12 protein-coding genes are annotated in these 14653 nt (G+C 74.1%); 7 read left to right on the forward strand and 5 right to left on the reverse strand.

Translation table 11 applies throughout. The annotated features are described in order from the left end of the window. Window positions 1–42 precede the first annotated feature (42 nt). Window positions 43–576, reverse strand: a complete 534-nt coding sequence (locus tag AC07D6_RS30270; protein WP_479049668.1) for a hypothetical protein — start codon at window positions 574–576, stop codon at window positions 43–45. 371 nt (window positions 577–947) lie between these two features. Here AC07D6_RS30270 and AC07D6_RS30275 point away from each other — a divergent pair, with 371 nt between their 5' ends. Genes AC07D6_RS30275 through AC07D6_RS30290 form a run of 4 tightly spaced genes read left to right on the forward strand, consistent with a single transcriptional unit; the run spans window position 948 to window position 5002 of the window. Next, window positions 948–3551 (forward strand): sensor histidine kinase, encoded by a 2604-nt coding sequence (locus AC07D6_RS30275; RefSeq protein WP_479049670.1) that lies wholly within the window; start codon window positions 948–950, stop codon window positions 3549–3551. Next, window positions 3548–3976: a roadblock/LC7 domain-containing protein gene (locus AC07D6_RS30280; RefSeq protein ID WP_315881285.1), complete on the forward strand. Its 429-nt coding sequence runs from the start codon at window positions 3548–3550 to the stop codon at window positions 3974–3976. The genes AC07D6_RS30275 and AC07D6_RS30280 overlap by 4 nt, the downstream gene beginning before the upstream one ends. An 11-nt stretch (window positions 3977–3987) precedes the next feature. Continuing rightward, on the forward strand, window positions 3988–4413 hold the full coding sequence (locus AC07D6_RS30285) for a DUF742 domain-containing protein (protein WP_479049673.1): 426 nt from the start codon (window positions 3988–3990) through the stop codon (window positions 4411–4413). Then, window positions 4394–5002: a GTP-binding protein gene (locus AC07D6_RS30290; RefSeq protein WP_315881283.1), complete on the forward strand. Its 609-nt coding sequence runs from the start codon at window positions 4394–4396 to the stop codon at window positions 5000–5002. The genes AC07D6_RS30285 and AC07D6_RS30290 overlap by 20 nt, the downstream gene beginning before the upstream one ends. Here AC07D6_RS30290 and AC07D6_RS30295 read toward each other — a convergent pair. After that, window positions 4968–5807 (reverse strand): M15 family metallopeptidase, encoded by an 840-nt coding sequence (locus tag AC07D6_RS30295; RefSeq protein WP_391654439.1) that lies wholly within the window; start codon window positions 5805–5807, stop codon window positions 4968–4970. The genes AC07D6_RS30290 and AC07D6_RS30295 overlap by 35 nt on opposite strands. Window positions 5808–5851: 44 nt before the next feature. Between AC07D6_RS30295 and AC07D6_RS30300 the strand changes: the two genes are divergently transcribed. Then, the gene (locus AC07D6_RS30300) at window positions 5852–6370 is read left to right on the forward strand and encodes an NUDIX domain-containing protein (RefSeq protein WP_479049676.1); all 519 of its coding nucleotides are present in this window, start codon (window positions 5852–5854) and stop codon (window positions 6368–6370) included. Here the strand turns inward: AC07D6_RS30300 and AC07D6_RS30305 are convergent. After that, window positions 6367–8739, reverse strand: a complete 2373-nt coding sequence (locus AC07D6_RS30305) for a glycoside hydrolase family 31 protein (protein WP_479049679.1) — start codon at window positions 8737–8739, stop codon at window positions 6367–6369. The two genes, AC07D6_RS30300 and AC07D6_RS30305, sit on opposite strands and share 4 nt — an antisense overlap. A 214-nt stretch (window positions 8740–8953) precedes the next feature. Here AC07D6_RS30305 and AC07D6_RS30310 point away from each other — a divergent pair, with 214 nt between their 5' ends. Together AC07D6_RS30310 and AC07D6_RS30315 are read left to right on the forward strand one after the other, a co-directional pair. After that, window positions 8954–10966, forward strand: coding sequence for an acetoacetate--CoA ligase (locus AC07D6_RS30310; protein ID WP_479049681.1), 2013 nt, complete (start codon window positions 8954–8956; stop codon window positions 10964–10966). Window positions 10967–11043: 77 nt separating this feature from the next. Beyond that, window positions 11044–11940 carry a hypothetical protein gene (locus tag AC07D6_RS30315; protein WP_479049683.1) on the forward strand — a complete coding sequence of 299 codons (897 nt, stop codon included), beginning with the start codon at window positions 11044–11046 and terminating at the stop codon, window positions 11938–11940. Window positions 11941–12036: 96 nt separating this feature from the next. On the opposite strand, the gene ptsP is transcribed toward AC07D6_RS30315, so the two are convergent. Then, a complete protein-coding gene (ptsP, locus tag AC07D6_RS30320) occupies window positions 12037–13707 on the reverse strand; it encodes a phosphoenolpyruvate--protein phosphotransferase (RefSeq protein ID WP_315881303.1) in 1671 nt (556 codons plus the stop codon). A gap of 85 nt (window positions 13708–13792) precedes the next feature. Continuing rightward, entirely contained in the window at window positions 13793–14242 is a 450-nt protein-coding gene (locus AC07D6_RS30325) for a PTS sugar transporter subunit IIA (RefSeq protein WP_315881278.1), read from the reverse strand. Window positions 14243–14653 lie beyond the last annotated feature (411 nt).

Below are 14653 nucleotides of genomic sequence, written 5' to 3' on the forward strand. Positions count from 1 at the left end.
CCGCGCCGCCCGGCCCGGCCGCGGCGCCGGGCACCGCGGCCGTCACGCCCGGGACAGCTCTCCCCGTCCCGGCTGCGGGGCACGCGCGCCCCGCCGCCCCGGCACGTCCCGCGCGGCCCCCCGGGGCACGTCGACGGCCGGCACCTCCACAGCCGGCACGTCGACGGCCGGGGTCGCGGGGGCCGGCCCGTCCGCACCGCGCGCCGACCGCGCCTGCCGCCTCCGTATGCGCTCGGCGCGCCGGGCGGCCCGCCGGGCCGTGCGCCGCTCCCGCCGCAACTGCCGCGCCGTGCTGCTCGGCTCGGACACCACCCCGTACCGCTGCTTCCACACCTGCCGCGTCACCCACACGTCGAGGACCGACCAGGTCGCCACCACCGTGCTGCCGATGCTGCTCAGCACCAGGGGGAGCGCCAGCCAGGACCCGGCGAGCGTCAGCAGGTACGCCGCGACCGCCTGGATCAGCGTCAGCGCGGCGATCAGCCAGGCCCGCACCGCCACCGTGCGCACCGGGTCCGGCAACCTGCGCCGACCCACCGGCTCCTCCACCCACAGCTCGCGCCGCCCCGTGCTCATCCGCCGTCCCTCCCCGCCACTCGACCGACATCAGGGTGACTGCCCGCCTCGGACCGATGTACGCCGACAGAACCCGCCGCCCCGTACGACTAGACGCGTTGGCGCACGGGAAGATTCCCGGAAGGTGCAATTCCAGCCAACCGACACATCGCGAGAAGTGACACCTCGCCAGGTGTCCTCCGTCACGGTCCGGTTTGTCAACTCCCTTGATACCGGGGCAAGGCGTGATCAACAGTGTGCGCGGAGGCCGAAAAACGACCGGACGGGCCTTCGAGACGGCCTGGCGGCAGTAGTAGGCTCGCTCCGTTTGCTGGTGAGTCGATGTGTGCACCTCGCGCCGCGCCGGGCGGCCGGGCGGGCTGGGGGAGGCCATGGGCTTTCGCGGGAAGTCGATCCGCAGGAAGATCGTGGCGCTGCTGCTCGTCCCGCTCCTGTCCCTCACCGGCCTGTGGGGGTTCGCGACCTTCATCACCGGCCGCGAGGCCGACCACCTCCTCGACGTCGGCCAGATCATGCAGAAGGTCGGCTACCCCCTGGAGGAAACCGTCCACGTCATCCAGCGGGAACGCCGCCAGAGCCTCCTCTACCTGGCCGACCCGCGCACCGCCGACGCCCTCGGCACCCTGCGCCGCGACCGCGCGGCCACCGACCGCACCGTCGCCGCCATCCGCGCCCACGCCCGCGACCCGCGCGTCGTCGACGCCATGCACGACACCGCGGCCCAGCGGTTCACCTCCCTCCTCGCGGCGTTCGACGGGCTGGCGACGCTGCGCCACTCCATCGACACGAGGGCGGTCGGCCGCCTCCAGGCCCTGGAGTTCTACAACCGGCTCATCGACCCTTGCTACAGCTTCCTCGTCCACCTCCACGCCATCGACAACGTCGAGATGGAGAAGCAGGGTCGCGCCCTCGTCGGCCTCGCCCGCGCGCGCGAGATGCTCGCCCGGGAGGACGCCCTCGTCGTCTCCTCCCTCGTCAGCGACCGCCTCACCGCCGAGGAGGTCCGCCTCGTCTCCGACCTCGTCGCCCGCCGCCGGCAGTTCTACGAGACCAGCCTCGAAGTGCTGCCCCTGGCCGAGCGCGACGCCTACCAGGCGTACTGGAGCAGCCCCGAGACGCAGCCGCTGCGCCAGGCCGAGGAAGCCGTCATCACCGCCGGGCCCGCCGACGACCCGCGCGCCACCGACACCGCCCGCTGGCAGGACGCCGCGAACACCGTCCTCGGCGGCCTCGCCGCCGAGAACCGCCTGGCGGGGGACCGCTACCAGGACCGCGTCGAGCCCGCCGCGTACAGCGTCCTCCTCAAGGCGGGCATCGCCGGCATCCTCGGCTTCCTCGCGGTCCTGTGCTCCCTCGTCGTCTCCGTACGCGTCGGCCGCGGCCTCGTCCGCGACCTGACCCGGCTCCGCAAGGAGGCCCAGGAGGTCTCCGGCGTCCGGCTCCCCAGCGTGATGCGCCGCCTCGCCGCCGGCGAGCACGTCGACGTCGAGACCGAGGTCCCGCGGCTGGAGTACGACAAGGACGAGATCGGCCAGGTCGGCAAGGCCCTCAACACCCTCCAGCGGGCCGCCGTCGAAGCCGCCGTCAAACAGGCCGGGATGCGCCGCGGCGTCTCCGAGGTCTTCGTCAACCTCGCCCGCCGCAACCAGGTCCTCCTCCACCGCCAGCTCACCCTCCTCGACACGATGGAGCGGCGCACCGAGGACGCCGAGGAACTCGCCGACCTGTTCCGCCTCGACCACCTGACCACCCGCATGCGCCGTCACGCCGAGGGCCTGGTGATCCTCTCCGGAGCCGCCCCCTCCCGGCAGTGGCGCAGGCCCGTCCAGCTCATGGACGTGGTCCGCGCGGCGGTCGCGGAGGTCGAGGACTACGAGCGCGTCGAGGTGCGCCGCCTGCCGCGCATCGGCGTCGCCGGCCCCGCCGTCGCGGACCTGACCCACCTCATCGCCGAACTCCTGGAGAACGCCACGGCCTTCTCGCCGCCCCACACGGTGGTCCAGGTGCACGGCGAACGCGTCACCAACGGCTTCACCCTGGAGATCCACGACCGGGGCCTCGGCATGTCGCCGGAAGACCTCTTCGACGCGAACCTCCGCCTCGCCGAGACCCCCGAGTTCGAGCTGTCCGACACCGACCGGCTGGGCCTCTTCGTCGTCAGCCGCCTCGCCCGGCGCCAGAACGTCCGGGTCTCGCTCCAGCCCTCCCCGTACGGCGGCACGACCGCCGTCGTGTTCCTCCCGGCCGCGCTGCTCACCGAGGCTCCCGACACGCAGGGCGCCGGCTTCCGGCTGGACCGCGGGACCCCCGGCCGCTCCGGCACCGAGCCCGCCGCCCGGCGGGCCGCGCTCACGCGGGTGTCCTCCGCCTCCGACGGTCCGATCGGACCGGACGGCCCGCTCGACCTCCTCGGGGAACCGGCCGGCGGCTTCGACCGCAAGGACGACGAGGACGACGGGCACGGCCTCTTCCGCCCCCGCCCGCCCCTGCGTCCCGCCGACACCCCCGCGCGCGAGCAGCGCGAACGGTACGGGCAGCGCGAGGAGCACGCCCCGTACGGGCAGGTGCCCGACGCGCCCGCCGACCACCTCGCGCGCCCGGTCCCGCTGCCCCGCCGCAAGCCGGCCCTCGTCGCCCGCCACGGCCGCCGCGTCGGCGCCCCCGGCGCCCCCGCCGGCACCCCCGGCGCCCCGGGCACCGCCCCCGGCCCCGGCGCCCCCGGCACCGCGCCCGACGGGACCACCCCGACCCTCGGCGGCCTTCCCCGCCGCGTACGCCAGGCGAGCCTGGTCCCCCAGCTGAGGGACCAGGCCGACCGGCCCCCCGCCCCGGCCGGCCCCGGCCCCGCGGACCCCCAGGACACGGAGCGCGACGCCGAACAGGTACGCGACCGCATGGCCGCGATGCAGCGAGGCTGGCAGCGCGCCCGCAGTGAGACAGCACCAGGAACGACACCGGAGGGGGACGGTCGATGACCGCACCGAACGCCGCACCATCCAACTCAACCGGCGAGCTCAACTGGCTCCTCGACGAACTGGTCGAGCGGGTCGGCTCCATCCGCAAGGCCCTGGTCCTCTCCAGCGACGGCCTGCCGACGGGCGGCTCCAGGGACCTCAGCCGCGAGGACAGCGAGCACCTCGCGGCCGTCGCGTCCGGCTTCCACAGCCTCGCCAAGGGCGTGGGCCGCCACTTCGACGCCGGCCAGGTCCGCCAGACCGTCGTCGAGCTGGACGACGCCTTCCTCTTCGTCACCGCCGCCGGCGACGGAAGCTGCCTCGCGGTCCTCGCGGACTCCGACTCCGACGTGGGCCTCGTCGCCTACGAGATGACGCTGATGGTCAAGCGCGTCGGCGCCCACCTGGCGACCGCCCCCCGGTCCGGTCTGACCACCGGCGGGTGAGGGGGGATGCGATGAGCGACGCAGCGGTCGGACAGATGCGTCGCGGACGCCCCGCCGGCGACGCGCACCACTGGTTCGACGACGAGGCGGGACCGGTGGTGCGCCCGTACGCGATGACCCGCGGACGCACCACCACCCCCGCCCGTCACCGACTCGACCTGATCGCGGTGGTCGTGCCCGAACCCGCCGCGGACGACCCGGGCCGCGACCAGACGCTCTCCCCGGAGCACGTGGAGATCGTCGAACGCTGCAGCGAGTTCCCCCAGTCGATCGCCGAGCTCGCCGCCGGGATGGACCTGCCCGTGGGCGTGGTCCGCGTCCTGGTCGGCGACCTCGTCGAGGAGGAGCTCGTCCACGTAACCCGTCCCGTTCCGCCGGCCGAACTGCCGGACGAGAGCATTCTGCGTGAGGTGATCAATGGCCTTCGGGCGCTCTAGCCGCAAGGGTCCGCCACCGGTCGAGCCGGTGACGCTGAAGATCCTGGTAGCGGGCGGGTTCGGGGTGGGCAAGACCACGCTCGTCGGGGCGGTGAGCGAGATCCGGCCGCTGCGCACCGAGGAGGACCTGACCGAGGCGAGCCGGCCGGTCGACGACCTGGCCGGCGTCGAGTCCAAGTCCACGACGACCGTCGCCATGGACTTCGGCCGGATCACCCTCCGCGAGGACCTGGTGCTGTACCTGTTCGGCACCCCCGGACAGGACCGCTTCTGGTTCCTGTGGGACGAGCTCGCGCAGGGCGCCCTCGGCGCGGTGGTCCTGGTCGACACGCGCCGCCTGGAGGACTCCTTCGCCTGCATCGACTACTTCGAGCGGCGCCGCATACCGTTCGCGGTCGCCGTCAACTGCTTCGAGGGAGCCGACGTCCACCCCGCCGAGACGGTACGGGCCGCCCTCGACCTCGACGCGGGCGTACCGCTGCTGATGACCGACGCGCGGCTGCGCGAGTCCGTCAAGGAGGTCCTGGTAGCGGTCGTCCGGCACGCGATGACGTTCACGGAGCCGACCCCGGAGCCGGCCGCCACCTGAGGGCCTCGACGGGGAAGTCGAAGTACGTGTCCGGGAACTCCTCTGGCTCGTACGTGAAGTGCCACCACTCCTCCGGCAGGTTCACGAACCCCTCCGCCGCGAGCACCCCCCGCAGCAGGTCCCGGTTGGCCCGCGCCGCCCCCCGCACGCGCGGGTCGTCCGTGTGCGACAGCGTGTCGAAGCAGTCGAACCCCGTCCCCATGTCCACCGAGTTGTCCGGGAACCGCTCCTCCCGCGGCGCCGCGCAGTCCACCAGCGGCTCGCCCGGTACGTACGGCCGCGTCGGTGCCGCCGGCAGCCGCACCAGCGTCACGTCGACCGTCGACCCGCGGCTGTGCCCGGACCGTTCCGCGACGTACCCGTCCGCGAAGAGCCGGGACTTGTCCACGCGCGGGTGGAACTCGGCCTTCATCCGCTCGTCCGCCGGGTCCTTCGCCCACCGGACGAAGTGGTCGACGGCCCGCTGCGGCCGGTAGCAGTCGTACACCTTCAGCGAGTGGCCCCGCCGCAGCAGCCGCGTCTGCGCCCGGTGCAGCGCCCGCGCCGCCGGCCGGGTCAGCAGGCACACCGGCTCGCGGTACCCGTCCACCGGCCCGCCCACGAAGGTGTGCTCCGTCGCGTACCGCATCTCCTGGAGGATCGTCGGGTCCACCGCCCGCAGCTCCGTGAACTCCCGCGGCACCGGCGGCTCCCCGCGCGCCGCGGCGGCCGGCACCACGTCCGGGGGGACGGCGGGGGAGAGGGCCAGGGCCCCCGCGGCGAGGGCGGCGGCCACCCTCCGCGCACCGGCGGTACGTCCCGTCACACACACCGTCTACCAGTCCCGCGCCGATCGGTACAGTGCGCCCCGTGCAGAACACCCATTGCGCCCAGTGCGGCGCCCCCTTCGCCGACCCCGCCGGCTCCTGGCCCCGCACCTGCCCCGCCTGCGCCGCCGTCACCTACCGCAACCCCCTTCCCGTCGCGGTCGCCCTCCTCCCCGCCACGGGCCCGCGGGGCACCGGCCTCCTAGTCATCACCCGCGACGTCGAACCCGAACGCGGCGGCACCGCCCTCCCCGGCGGCTTCATCGACCACGCCGAGGACTGGCGGGACGCCGTCGTACGCGAACTGCGCGAGGAGACCGGCGTCGGGGCCTTCGCCCGCGACGTGCGCCTGGCCGACGCCATGAGCTCGCCCGGCGGCCACCTCCTCCTCTTCGGCCTCCTCCCGGAACGCCCCGCGAGCTCCCTCCCGCCCTCCGCGCCCACCGCCGAGACCACCGGCCACCACGTCCTGTACGCCCCGGCGCCCCTCGCCTTCCCGCTGCACACCGAGGCCGTCCGCAGATGGTTCGCCGGCGAGTACGACCGGCTCCGCACGGCCTAGGTCCGCCCGCCCAGGCCGCGCACCCGCACCCCCTCGGGCCCGACCGTCACGGCACCCTCGTCCGTCACGCGCTCCACCCGCACCTCGTCCCCCTCCCACCGCGACACGTACCGCTCCACCTCCGCCTGCTCCCACCCGTCACCCGCGTCCCGCACGGTGAGGCCACCGCCCGACCGGCCGGGCGCCGGCGCCCACACCTCCAGCTCCACCGCCCCGTCCCCACCCCGCACCGGAATCACCGCACCCGCCCGCACCAGCACCGGCACCCGCGACAGCGGCGCCTCCACCAGCGCCTGCCCCGGCCCCTCGTACGCCCGCCCCGTCACCCTGTCGTACCAGCGGCCCCGCGGCAGCAGCACCTCCCGCCGCTCCGCGCCCCGCACCAGCACCGGCGCCACCAGCAGCGCGTCCCCCAGCAGGAACGCGTCCCCGCACTCCCGCAGCAGCCGGTCCTCCGGCGCCGCCCACCACAGCGGCCGCGCGTAGGGCGCCCCCGTCAGCCGGGCCAGCCGCGCTAGCGTCACGAAGTACGGGCGCAGCCGTTCCCGCTCCTCCAGCGCCGCGCGCGCGTACTCCAGCACCTTCGGCCCGAACTCCCACGGCTCCCGCCGCCCCGCGTCGATCGCCGCGTGCGTACGGAACAGCGGCAGCCACGCCCCCAACTGGAACCACCGCAGGTACAGCTCCGGCGACGGGTGCCCGTCGAAACCGCCCACGTCGGGCCCCGAGTACGGCACCCCGCACAGCCCCAGCCCCAGCACCAGCGCCAGCGACGCCCGCAGCCCCGCCCAGCCCGTCGCCACGTCCCCCGACCACGTCCCGCCGTACCGCTGCATCCCCGCCCAGCCCGACCGGGAGAACAGGAACGGCCGCTCCTCGGGCCGCGCCCGCACCAGCCCCTCGTACCCGGCGCGCGCCATCGCCAGCCCGTACACGTTGTGCGCCTCCCGGTGGTCACCGCCCCGGCCCTCCAGCGCGTGCCGCGCGGACCGGGGCAGCGTCATGTCACCGAACGGGGTGAACGACACCGGCTCGTTCATGTCGTGCCACACCCCCGAGAAGCCCTGCGCCAGCCGCTCCCCGTACAGCCCGCCCCACCACTCCCGCACCGCCGGGTCCGTGAAGTCCGGGTACACGCACTCACCCGGCCACACGACCCCCCGCACCACCCGTCCGCGCGCGTCCCGCACGAACGCGCCCCGCGCCCCCACCCGCGCCCCGCTCTCGTACACCGACCCGCCCGGCTCCGCCTTCACCGCCGGGTCCACGATCGACACCAGCCGCACGCCCCGCTCCCGCAGCTCCGCCGCCAGGCCCGGCAGGTCCGGGAACCGCTCCCGGTCCACCGTGAACACCCGGTGCCCGTCGTAGTGGTCGATGTCCAGGTGCAGCGCCGACAGCGGCAGCCCCCGCTCCCGGTAGCCGGCCACCACCCGCCGCACCTCCTCGGCGCTCCCGAACCCCCACCGCGCGTGCTGCGGCCCCAGCGCCCACGACGGCGGCACCGCGGGCGCCCCCGTCAGCTGCGTCCAGCCGTGCGCGATCCGCGCCGGAGAACCCACCACCACCCAGCAGCGCAGCGGGCCCCCGCTCATCCGCACCTCGCTCAGCCCCGGACGGTCGTGCCCCGACCCGGCGCCCTCCTCGCCCTCCCGCAGCGACACGTGCCCGTCCCACGTGCTGTCGTAGAACGCCAGGTGCGTCCCCGCGTCCGCCACCACCCACTGCACCGGCATCGTGATGTACAGCGGGTCGGTCCCCGGCCCGAAGGCCCCCCGCGGATCGGTGTTCCACAGCCGGTACGTCCCGTCCGGCAGCCGCGGCCCCGTCGCCCGCCCCCCGAGTCCAAAGAACCGCGCGTCCGCCGGCACCTCCGACCGCTGCACCCACCGCGCCCCGCCCCCGTCCACCGGCTCCCACCACCGCGGCGGCAGGTCCCGCCGCAGCACCACCCCGCCCGGCGTGCGCACCTCCACCGCCCCGTTGCGCGACACGGCGACCGTCACCCGTTCGGCCACCACCCGCCAGCCGCCCTCCGTGTCCGGCTCCAGCACCACGCGCGCGTCCGGCTCCGGCACCTCACCCGCCAGCGCGTACGACGGCGACGGCTCCGCCCCGTCCCACCCCCAGAACACCGCGGCCCCACCCGTCACGCACACCCGCAGCTCCGACCGCGCGAACCGTACGATCCCCCCGCCCGGCAGCGGCTCCACCCCCACCACCCGGCCCGGCACCCGCGCCCGCTCCGGACCCCGCCGCGGCAGCCCCGCGGCGTCCGCCCTCCGCCGCCGCCACTCCGAACGCAGGGCCCGAGGCCCCCGCACCCTGCCGAACACCCACATCGAACGCACCAACTCGCGACCGTCCATGCCGAGCACCCTGCCACCCGCCGAGGCGCCCCCGTGAGACGTTCAACAACCGTTCACCCGTGGTGACACCACATGTTCAGTCCGCCGACCATGGGTGGGGACACCTGGTGCGAAACACACTCCCGTGGCATCGTCCCTGTCAGCCGCGTCACGCGCACATCCAGCCCGAGCGCGGGACACACGCAGATCCGCGTACAGCCAGGGAGCACACCCCATGACATCGACGTCAGCGACAGCGCACTCCGAGCCACCCGAGCCGCTCTGGCAGCCGGACCAGGACCGCATCGCCTCCGCCGCGGTCACCCGCTTCCAGGCGTGGGCCGCGGAGCGCCACGGGGCCCCCGCGAACGGCGGATACCCGGCACTCCACCGCTGGTCCATCGACCACCTCGACACCTTCTGGCAAGCCGTCACCGAGTGGTTCGACGTCCACTTCACCGCCCCCTACGCGCGCGTACTGGGCGACCGCTCCATGCCCGGCGCCCGATGGTTCCCGGGCGCCACCCTCAACTACGCCGAACACGCCCTCCGCGCCACCGACGAACGCCCCGACGCGCCCGCACTCCTCCACGTCGACGAGACCCACGAGCCGACCCCCGTCACCTGGGCCGAACTCCGCCGCCAGGTCGCCGCCCTCGCCGCCGAGCTCCGCGCCATCGGCGTACGCCCCGGCGACCGCGTCAGCGGCTACCTGCCCAACATCCCGCAGGCCGTCACCGCCCTCCTCGCCACCGCCGCCGTCGGCGGCGTCTGGACCTCCTGCGCCCCCGACTTCGGCGCCCGCAGCGTCCTCGACCGCTTCCAACAGGTCGAACCCGTCGTCCTGTTCACCGTCGACGGCTACCGCTACGGAGGCAGGGAACACGACCGGCGCGACACCGTCGCCGAACTCCGCCGCGAACTTCCCACGCTCCGCGCGGTCGTCCACATCCCCCTCCTCGGCACCGCCGCCCCCGAGGGCACCCTGGAGTGGGACGCCCTCACCGCGGGCACCGCCGCCCCCCAGTACGAGCAGGTCCCCTTCGACCACCCCCTGTGGATCCTCTACTCCTCCGGGACGACCGGCCTCCCCAAGGCCATCGTCCAGTCCCAGGGCGGCATCCTCCTCGAACACTTCAAGCAGCTCGGCCTCCACTGCGACCTCGGCCCCGACGACGTGTTCTTCTGGTACACCTCCACCGGCTGGATGATGTGGAACTTCCTCGTCTCCGGCCTCCTCACCGGCACCACCGTCGTCCTCTACGACGGCAGCCCCGGCTACCCCGCCACCGACGCCCAGTGGCGCGTCGCCGAACGCACCGGAGCCACCCTCTACGGCACCTCCGCCGCCTACGTCATGGCCTGCCGCAAGGCCGGCGTCCACCCCTCCCGCGACCACGACCTGTCCCGGATCAAGTGCGTCGCCACCACCGGCTCGCCCCTCCCGCCCGACGGCTTCCGCTGGCTCCACGACGAGTTCGCCGAGAACGGCGCCGACCTGTACGTCGCCTCCGTCAGCGGCGGCACCGACGTGTGCAGCTGCTTCGCCGGGGCCGTCCCCACCCTCCCCGTCCACATCGGCGAACTCCAGGCCCCCTGTCTCGGCACCGACCTCCAGGCGTGGGACCCCCACGGCAAGCCCCTCGTCGGCGAGGTCGGCGAACTCGTCGTCACCAACCCCATGCCGTCCATGCCGATCCGCTTCTGGAACGACCCCGACGGCAGCCGCTACCACGGCAGCTACTTCGACATGTACCCCGGCGTCTGGCGCCACGGCGACTGGATCACCCTCACCGACCACGGCTCCGTCGTCATCCACGGCCGCTCCGACTCCACCCTCAACCGCCAGGGCGTCCGCATGGGCAGCGCCGACATCTACGAAGCCGTCGAACGCCTCCCCGAGATCAAGGAGTCCCTCGTCATCGGTCTGGAGGAGCCCGACGGCGGCTACTGGATGCCCCTCTTCGTCCACCTCGCCGACGGCGCCGCCCTCGACGACGCCCTGACCGACCGCATCAAGGGGACCATCCGCACCGAACTCTCACCCCGCCACGTCCCCGACGAGATCATCGAAGTCCCCGGCGTCCCCCACACCCTCACCGGCAAGCGCATCGAGGTCCCCGTCAAACGCCTCTTCCAGGGCACCCCCCTCGACAAGGCCGTCAACCCCGGCTCCATCGACGACGCCGACCTCCTCCGCTTCTACGAGGACCTCGCCCGCCGGCGCGCCCAGCGCCCCGCGAACTGACCGGCCCACCCGCCACTGTCAGTCCCCCTGATTACGCTGAGTGAGCATCTGGCAACAACTGATCACCAGGGGGACCGATGGCCCACACCACGAACACCGCATCCCTGCGGCAGGCGCTGCGCCGCGAAGCACCGAGCACGCTCGGCCTCCTCACCGACGAGCAGGACTTCGCGGCCATGCGCCGCTACCGCTCCTTCACCTTCGACGACCACACCACCTACCTCCGCGAGGCCGAGCGCCTCCTCAAGACCCTCGCCGCCGGCGGCACCCACACCACCGTCACCCTCTTCGACCCCGAGGACTACGCCGCCTACTGCGCCGAGACCGGCCTCGACCCCGACACCCGCGCCAGCCGTACCCGGTACACCGCCGTGACCGCCGCCCGGGGCGCCCGCGTCACCTACACCGGGCAGCCCATCGGCGAACTCGTCCCCCTCCTCGTCGACGCCGCCGTACGCCACGCCACCCGCGAGTACGCCGCCCTCCTCCTCGACGACACCGGCCAGTGCGCCGACTGCGGCCAGGACATCGGCCGCGCCGCCTTCGACCAGGCGTCCCGCGCCGTCCTGCGCATCCTCGACCAGGCGGGACCCGGCGCGCACCAACTCGTCTGCAGCGTCCCCGTCGCCGACGAACACCTCCTGGCCGTCCTCCGCACCGACCGCACGGCCACCGAGCCCGCCCGCCTCGACTCCGCCGAGGCCACGGAGTTCCTCACCGTCCTCGCCGCCGGCATCGCGCGCGCCACCCCCGGCGGACTCGTCCTGCGCACCAGCGGCCCCGACGCCCCCGACCGCCTCCGCGGCTGGCGCCTCGACCACGGCCGCCTCGTCCCCCTCACCGAGGCCGAGGTCTTCAGCGCCTACTGCACCGACGCCGACACCGGCGAACCCCTCCCGCCCGAACCGGGCGTCGAATACCGCGCGGGCTTCGACCTTGCCCCCGACGACGGCCGCTCCACCCACCACCACTGACCGGGAGACAGACCCACTGACCGGGAGAAAGGCGAAAGGGGCCCTCCCGCACCACGGGAAGGCCCCTCACCCCGGTTCACCGGCGGCACACCGGCCTCACTCGCCGGACAGCACCGCCTGCGCGGCGACCCGCGCCTCCTCCGCCGAGTCGGCCGCGCGCGCCGCGGCGGCCGCACGCTCGCACTGCGCGAGCGTGTACTTCGCCAGCGTCGCCCGCACGTAAGGAATCGACGCCGCACCCATCGACAGGGAAGTGACGCCCAGACCCGTCAGCACGCACGCCAGCAGCGGATCGGACGCGGCCTCACCGCACACGCCGCAGCTCTTGCCCTCGGCACGCGCCGCCTCGGCAGCCATCGCGATCAGGTCCAGCAGCGCCGGTTGCCACGGGTCCTGGAGCCGCGACACCGCGCCCACCTGCCGGTCCGCCGCGAACGCGTACTGCGCGAGGTCGTTCGTGCCCAGCGACAGGAACTCCACCTCCCGCAGGATCGACCGCGCCCGCAGCGCCGCCGACGGGATCTCCACCATCGCGCCGAACTTGGCCCGCAGCCCCGCCTCGCGGCAGGCGTCCGCGAACGCCTTCGCGTCCGCCCGGTCCGCCACCATCGGCGCCATGACCTCGAGGTACACCGGCAGCCCCTCGGCCGCCTTCGCCAGCGCGGTCAGCTGCGTCCGCAGCACCTCCGGGTGGTCCAGCAGCGTCCGCAGGCCCCGCACGCCCAGCGCGGGGTTCGGCTCGTCCGCGGGCGTCAGGAACGCCAGCGGCTTGTCCGCGCCCGCGTCCAGCACGCGCACGACGACCCGGCCCTCCGGAAACGCCTCCAGCACCTTCCGGTACGCCTCGACCTGCTTCTCCTCGGACGGCGCCCGCTCACTGTCGTCCAGGAACAGGAACTCCGTACGGAACAGCCCGACGCCCTCGGCCCCGGCCTCCACCGCCGCGGGCACGTCCGCCGGACCGCCGACGTTCGCCAGCAGCGGCACCTTGTGCCCGTCCGACGTGGCGCCGGGACCGGTCGACGCCGCCAGAGCGGCCTTGCGCTCCTGCGCGGCCCGCTCCATCTCGGCACGCTTCTCGACGCCGGGGTCGACGAAGACCTCACCCGTGCTGCCGTCCACCGCGATCACGGTGCCCTCCGCCAGCTCGCACGCCCCCGGCAGCGCCACCACGGCCGGCACGCCGAGCGCCCGCGCCAGGATCGCGCTGTGACTGGTCGGCCCGCCCTCCTCGGTCACGAACCCGAGCACCAGCGACGGGTCCAGCAGCGCCGTGTCCGCCGGCGCCAGGTCCCGCGCGATCAGCACGTACGGCTCGTCACTGTCCGGCACGCCCGGCATCGGCACGCCCAGCAGCCGCGCCACGATCCGGTTCCGTACGTCGTCGAGGTCCGCGACCCGCCCGGCCAGGTACTCCCCGGCACCCGCCAGCAGCGCCCGGTACGCGGCGAACGCGTCGTACACGGCCCGCTCGGCGGTGGAACCCACGGCGATGCGCCGCTCCACGTCGGCCATCAGCTCGGGGTCCTGCGCCATCATGGCCTGCGCCTCAAGGACGTGCTGGGCCTCACCGCCGGCGAGGTTGCCCCGCGCTATCAGGTCGGCGGCCACCGCCTCGACGGCCTGGCGGGCGCGCCCCTGCTCCCGCTCCGCCTCCTCGGCGGGAATCTGCTTGGCCGGCGGCTCCAGCACCGCCGTGCCCATGTGCCGTACCTCGCCGATCGCCACACCGTGGCTCACACCGACGCCGCGCAGCGTTGTCTCCATCTTCACCCGTCTCCGATCGAGCGGCGGCCGAAGCCACCGTTTAGGGAACATCCCGTTCAACGCCGCCACGTGGACGGCGGTGACGTCACTGCCATACGAAGAGCGTCTCGCCGGCCTTCAGGTCACCGTCCTCGCGCAGCTCACCGAGGGCGTCCGGCGTGGCCTCCAGCGCGACGACCGGGCAGATCGGGGACTTGCCGGCCTCCTCCACGGCGGCCGGGTCCCAGCGGACGATCTCCTGGCCGCGCGTGACGGTGTCGCCCTTGTTGACGAGCAGCTCGAAGCCCTCGCCGTTGAGCTGGACGGTGTCGATGCCGAGGTGCGTGAGCACGCCGTGCCCCTCGCCGTCGACGACGACGAAGGCGTGCGGGTGGAGGGAGACCACGACCCCGTCGACGGGCGCGACGGCCGTCGACGGCTCGCGCACCGGGTCGATGGCGGTGCCCGGTCCGACCATGGCCCCGGAGAACACCGGGTCGGGTACGGCGGCGAGTCCGATGGCGCGTCCGGCGAGGGGCGACGTCACGGTGGTCATGGAGGGCCTCCCAGGGGGCGGAGATTGAGTGTCGCCGTCGCTGCCTGTCCTGGACGGCGTACTATTCAGAGCGTATGTCATAGAAAGTCCGGGTTCCGCACGAGAGGCCCCCGTTGGTAGACCTCGGGGTTGCGGGAACGATTTGCCTCAACTGCCGGGCAGGAGTACTGTCGTAGCCCTGCCTGACGCCCGGCGCGACGACGCCGAGGTTCGGCAGCGGCGCCTGTCAGGGCGAGATCCTAACTGGTCTACACCACTACTGGTCTACACCTCTGTGTGTGGCTGGCCGGGGCGTGGTCAGAGGGTCGGGAAATCCCTGATAGAGTCGGAATCGCCGGAAAGGGAAACGCGAAAGCGGAGAACGGATCGGCAGCCCGGTCCAGCGGGTGGCGGAGACGGAAAACGGATCTG

This window comes from Streptomyces sp. NPDC045287 (genome assembly GCF_056432325.1).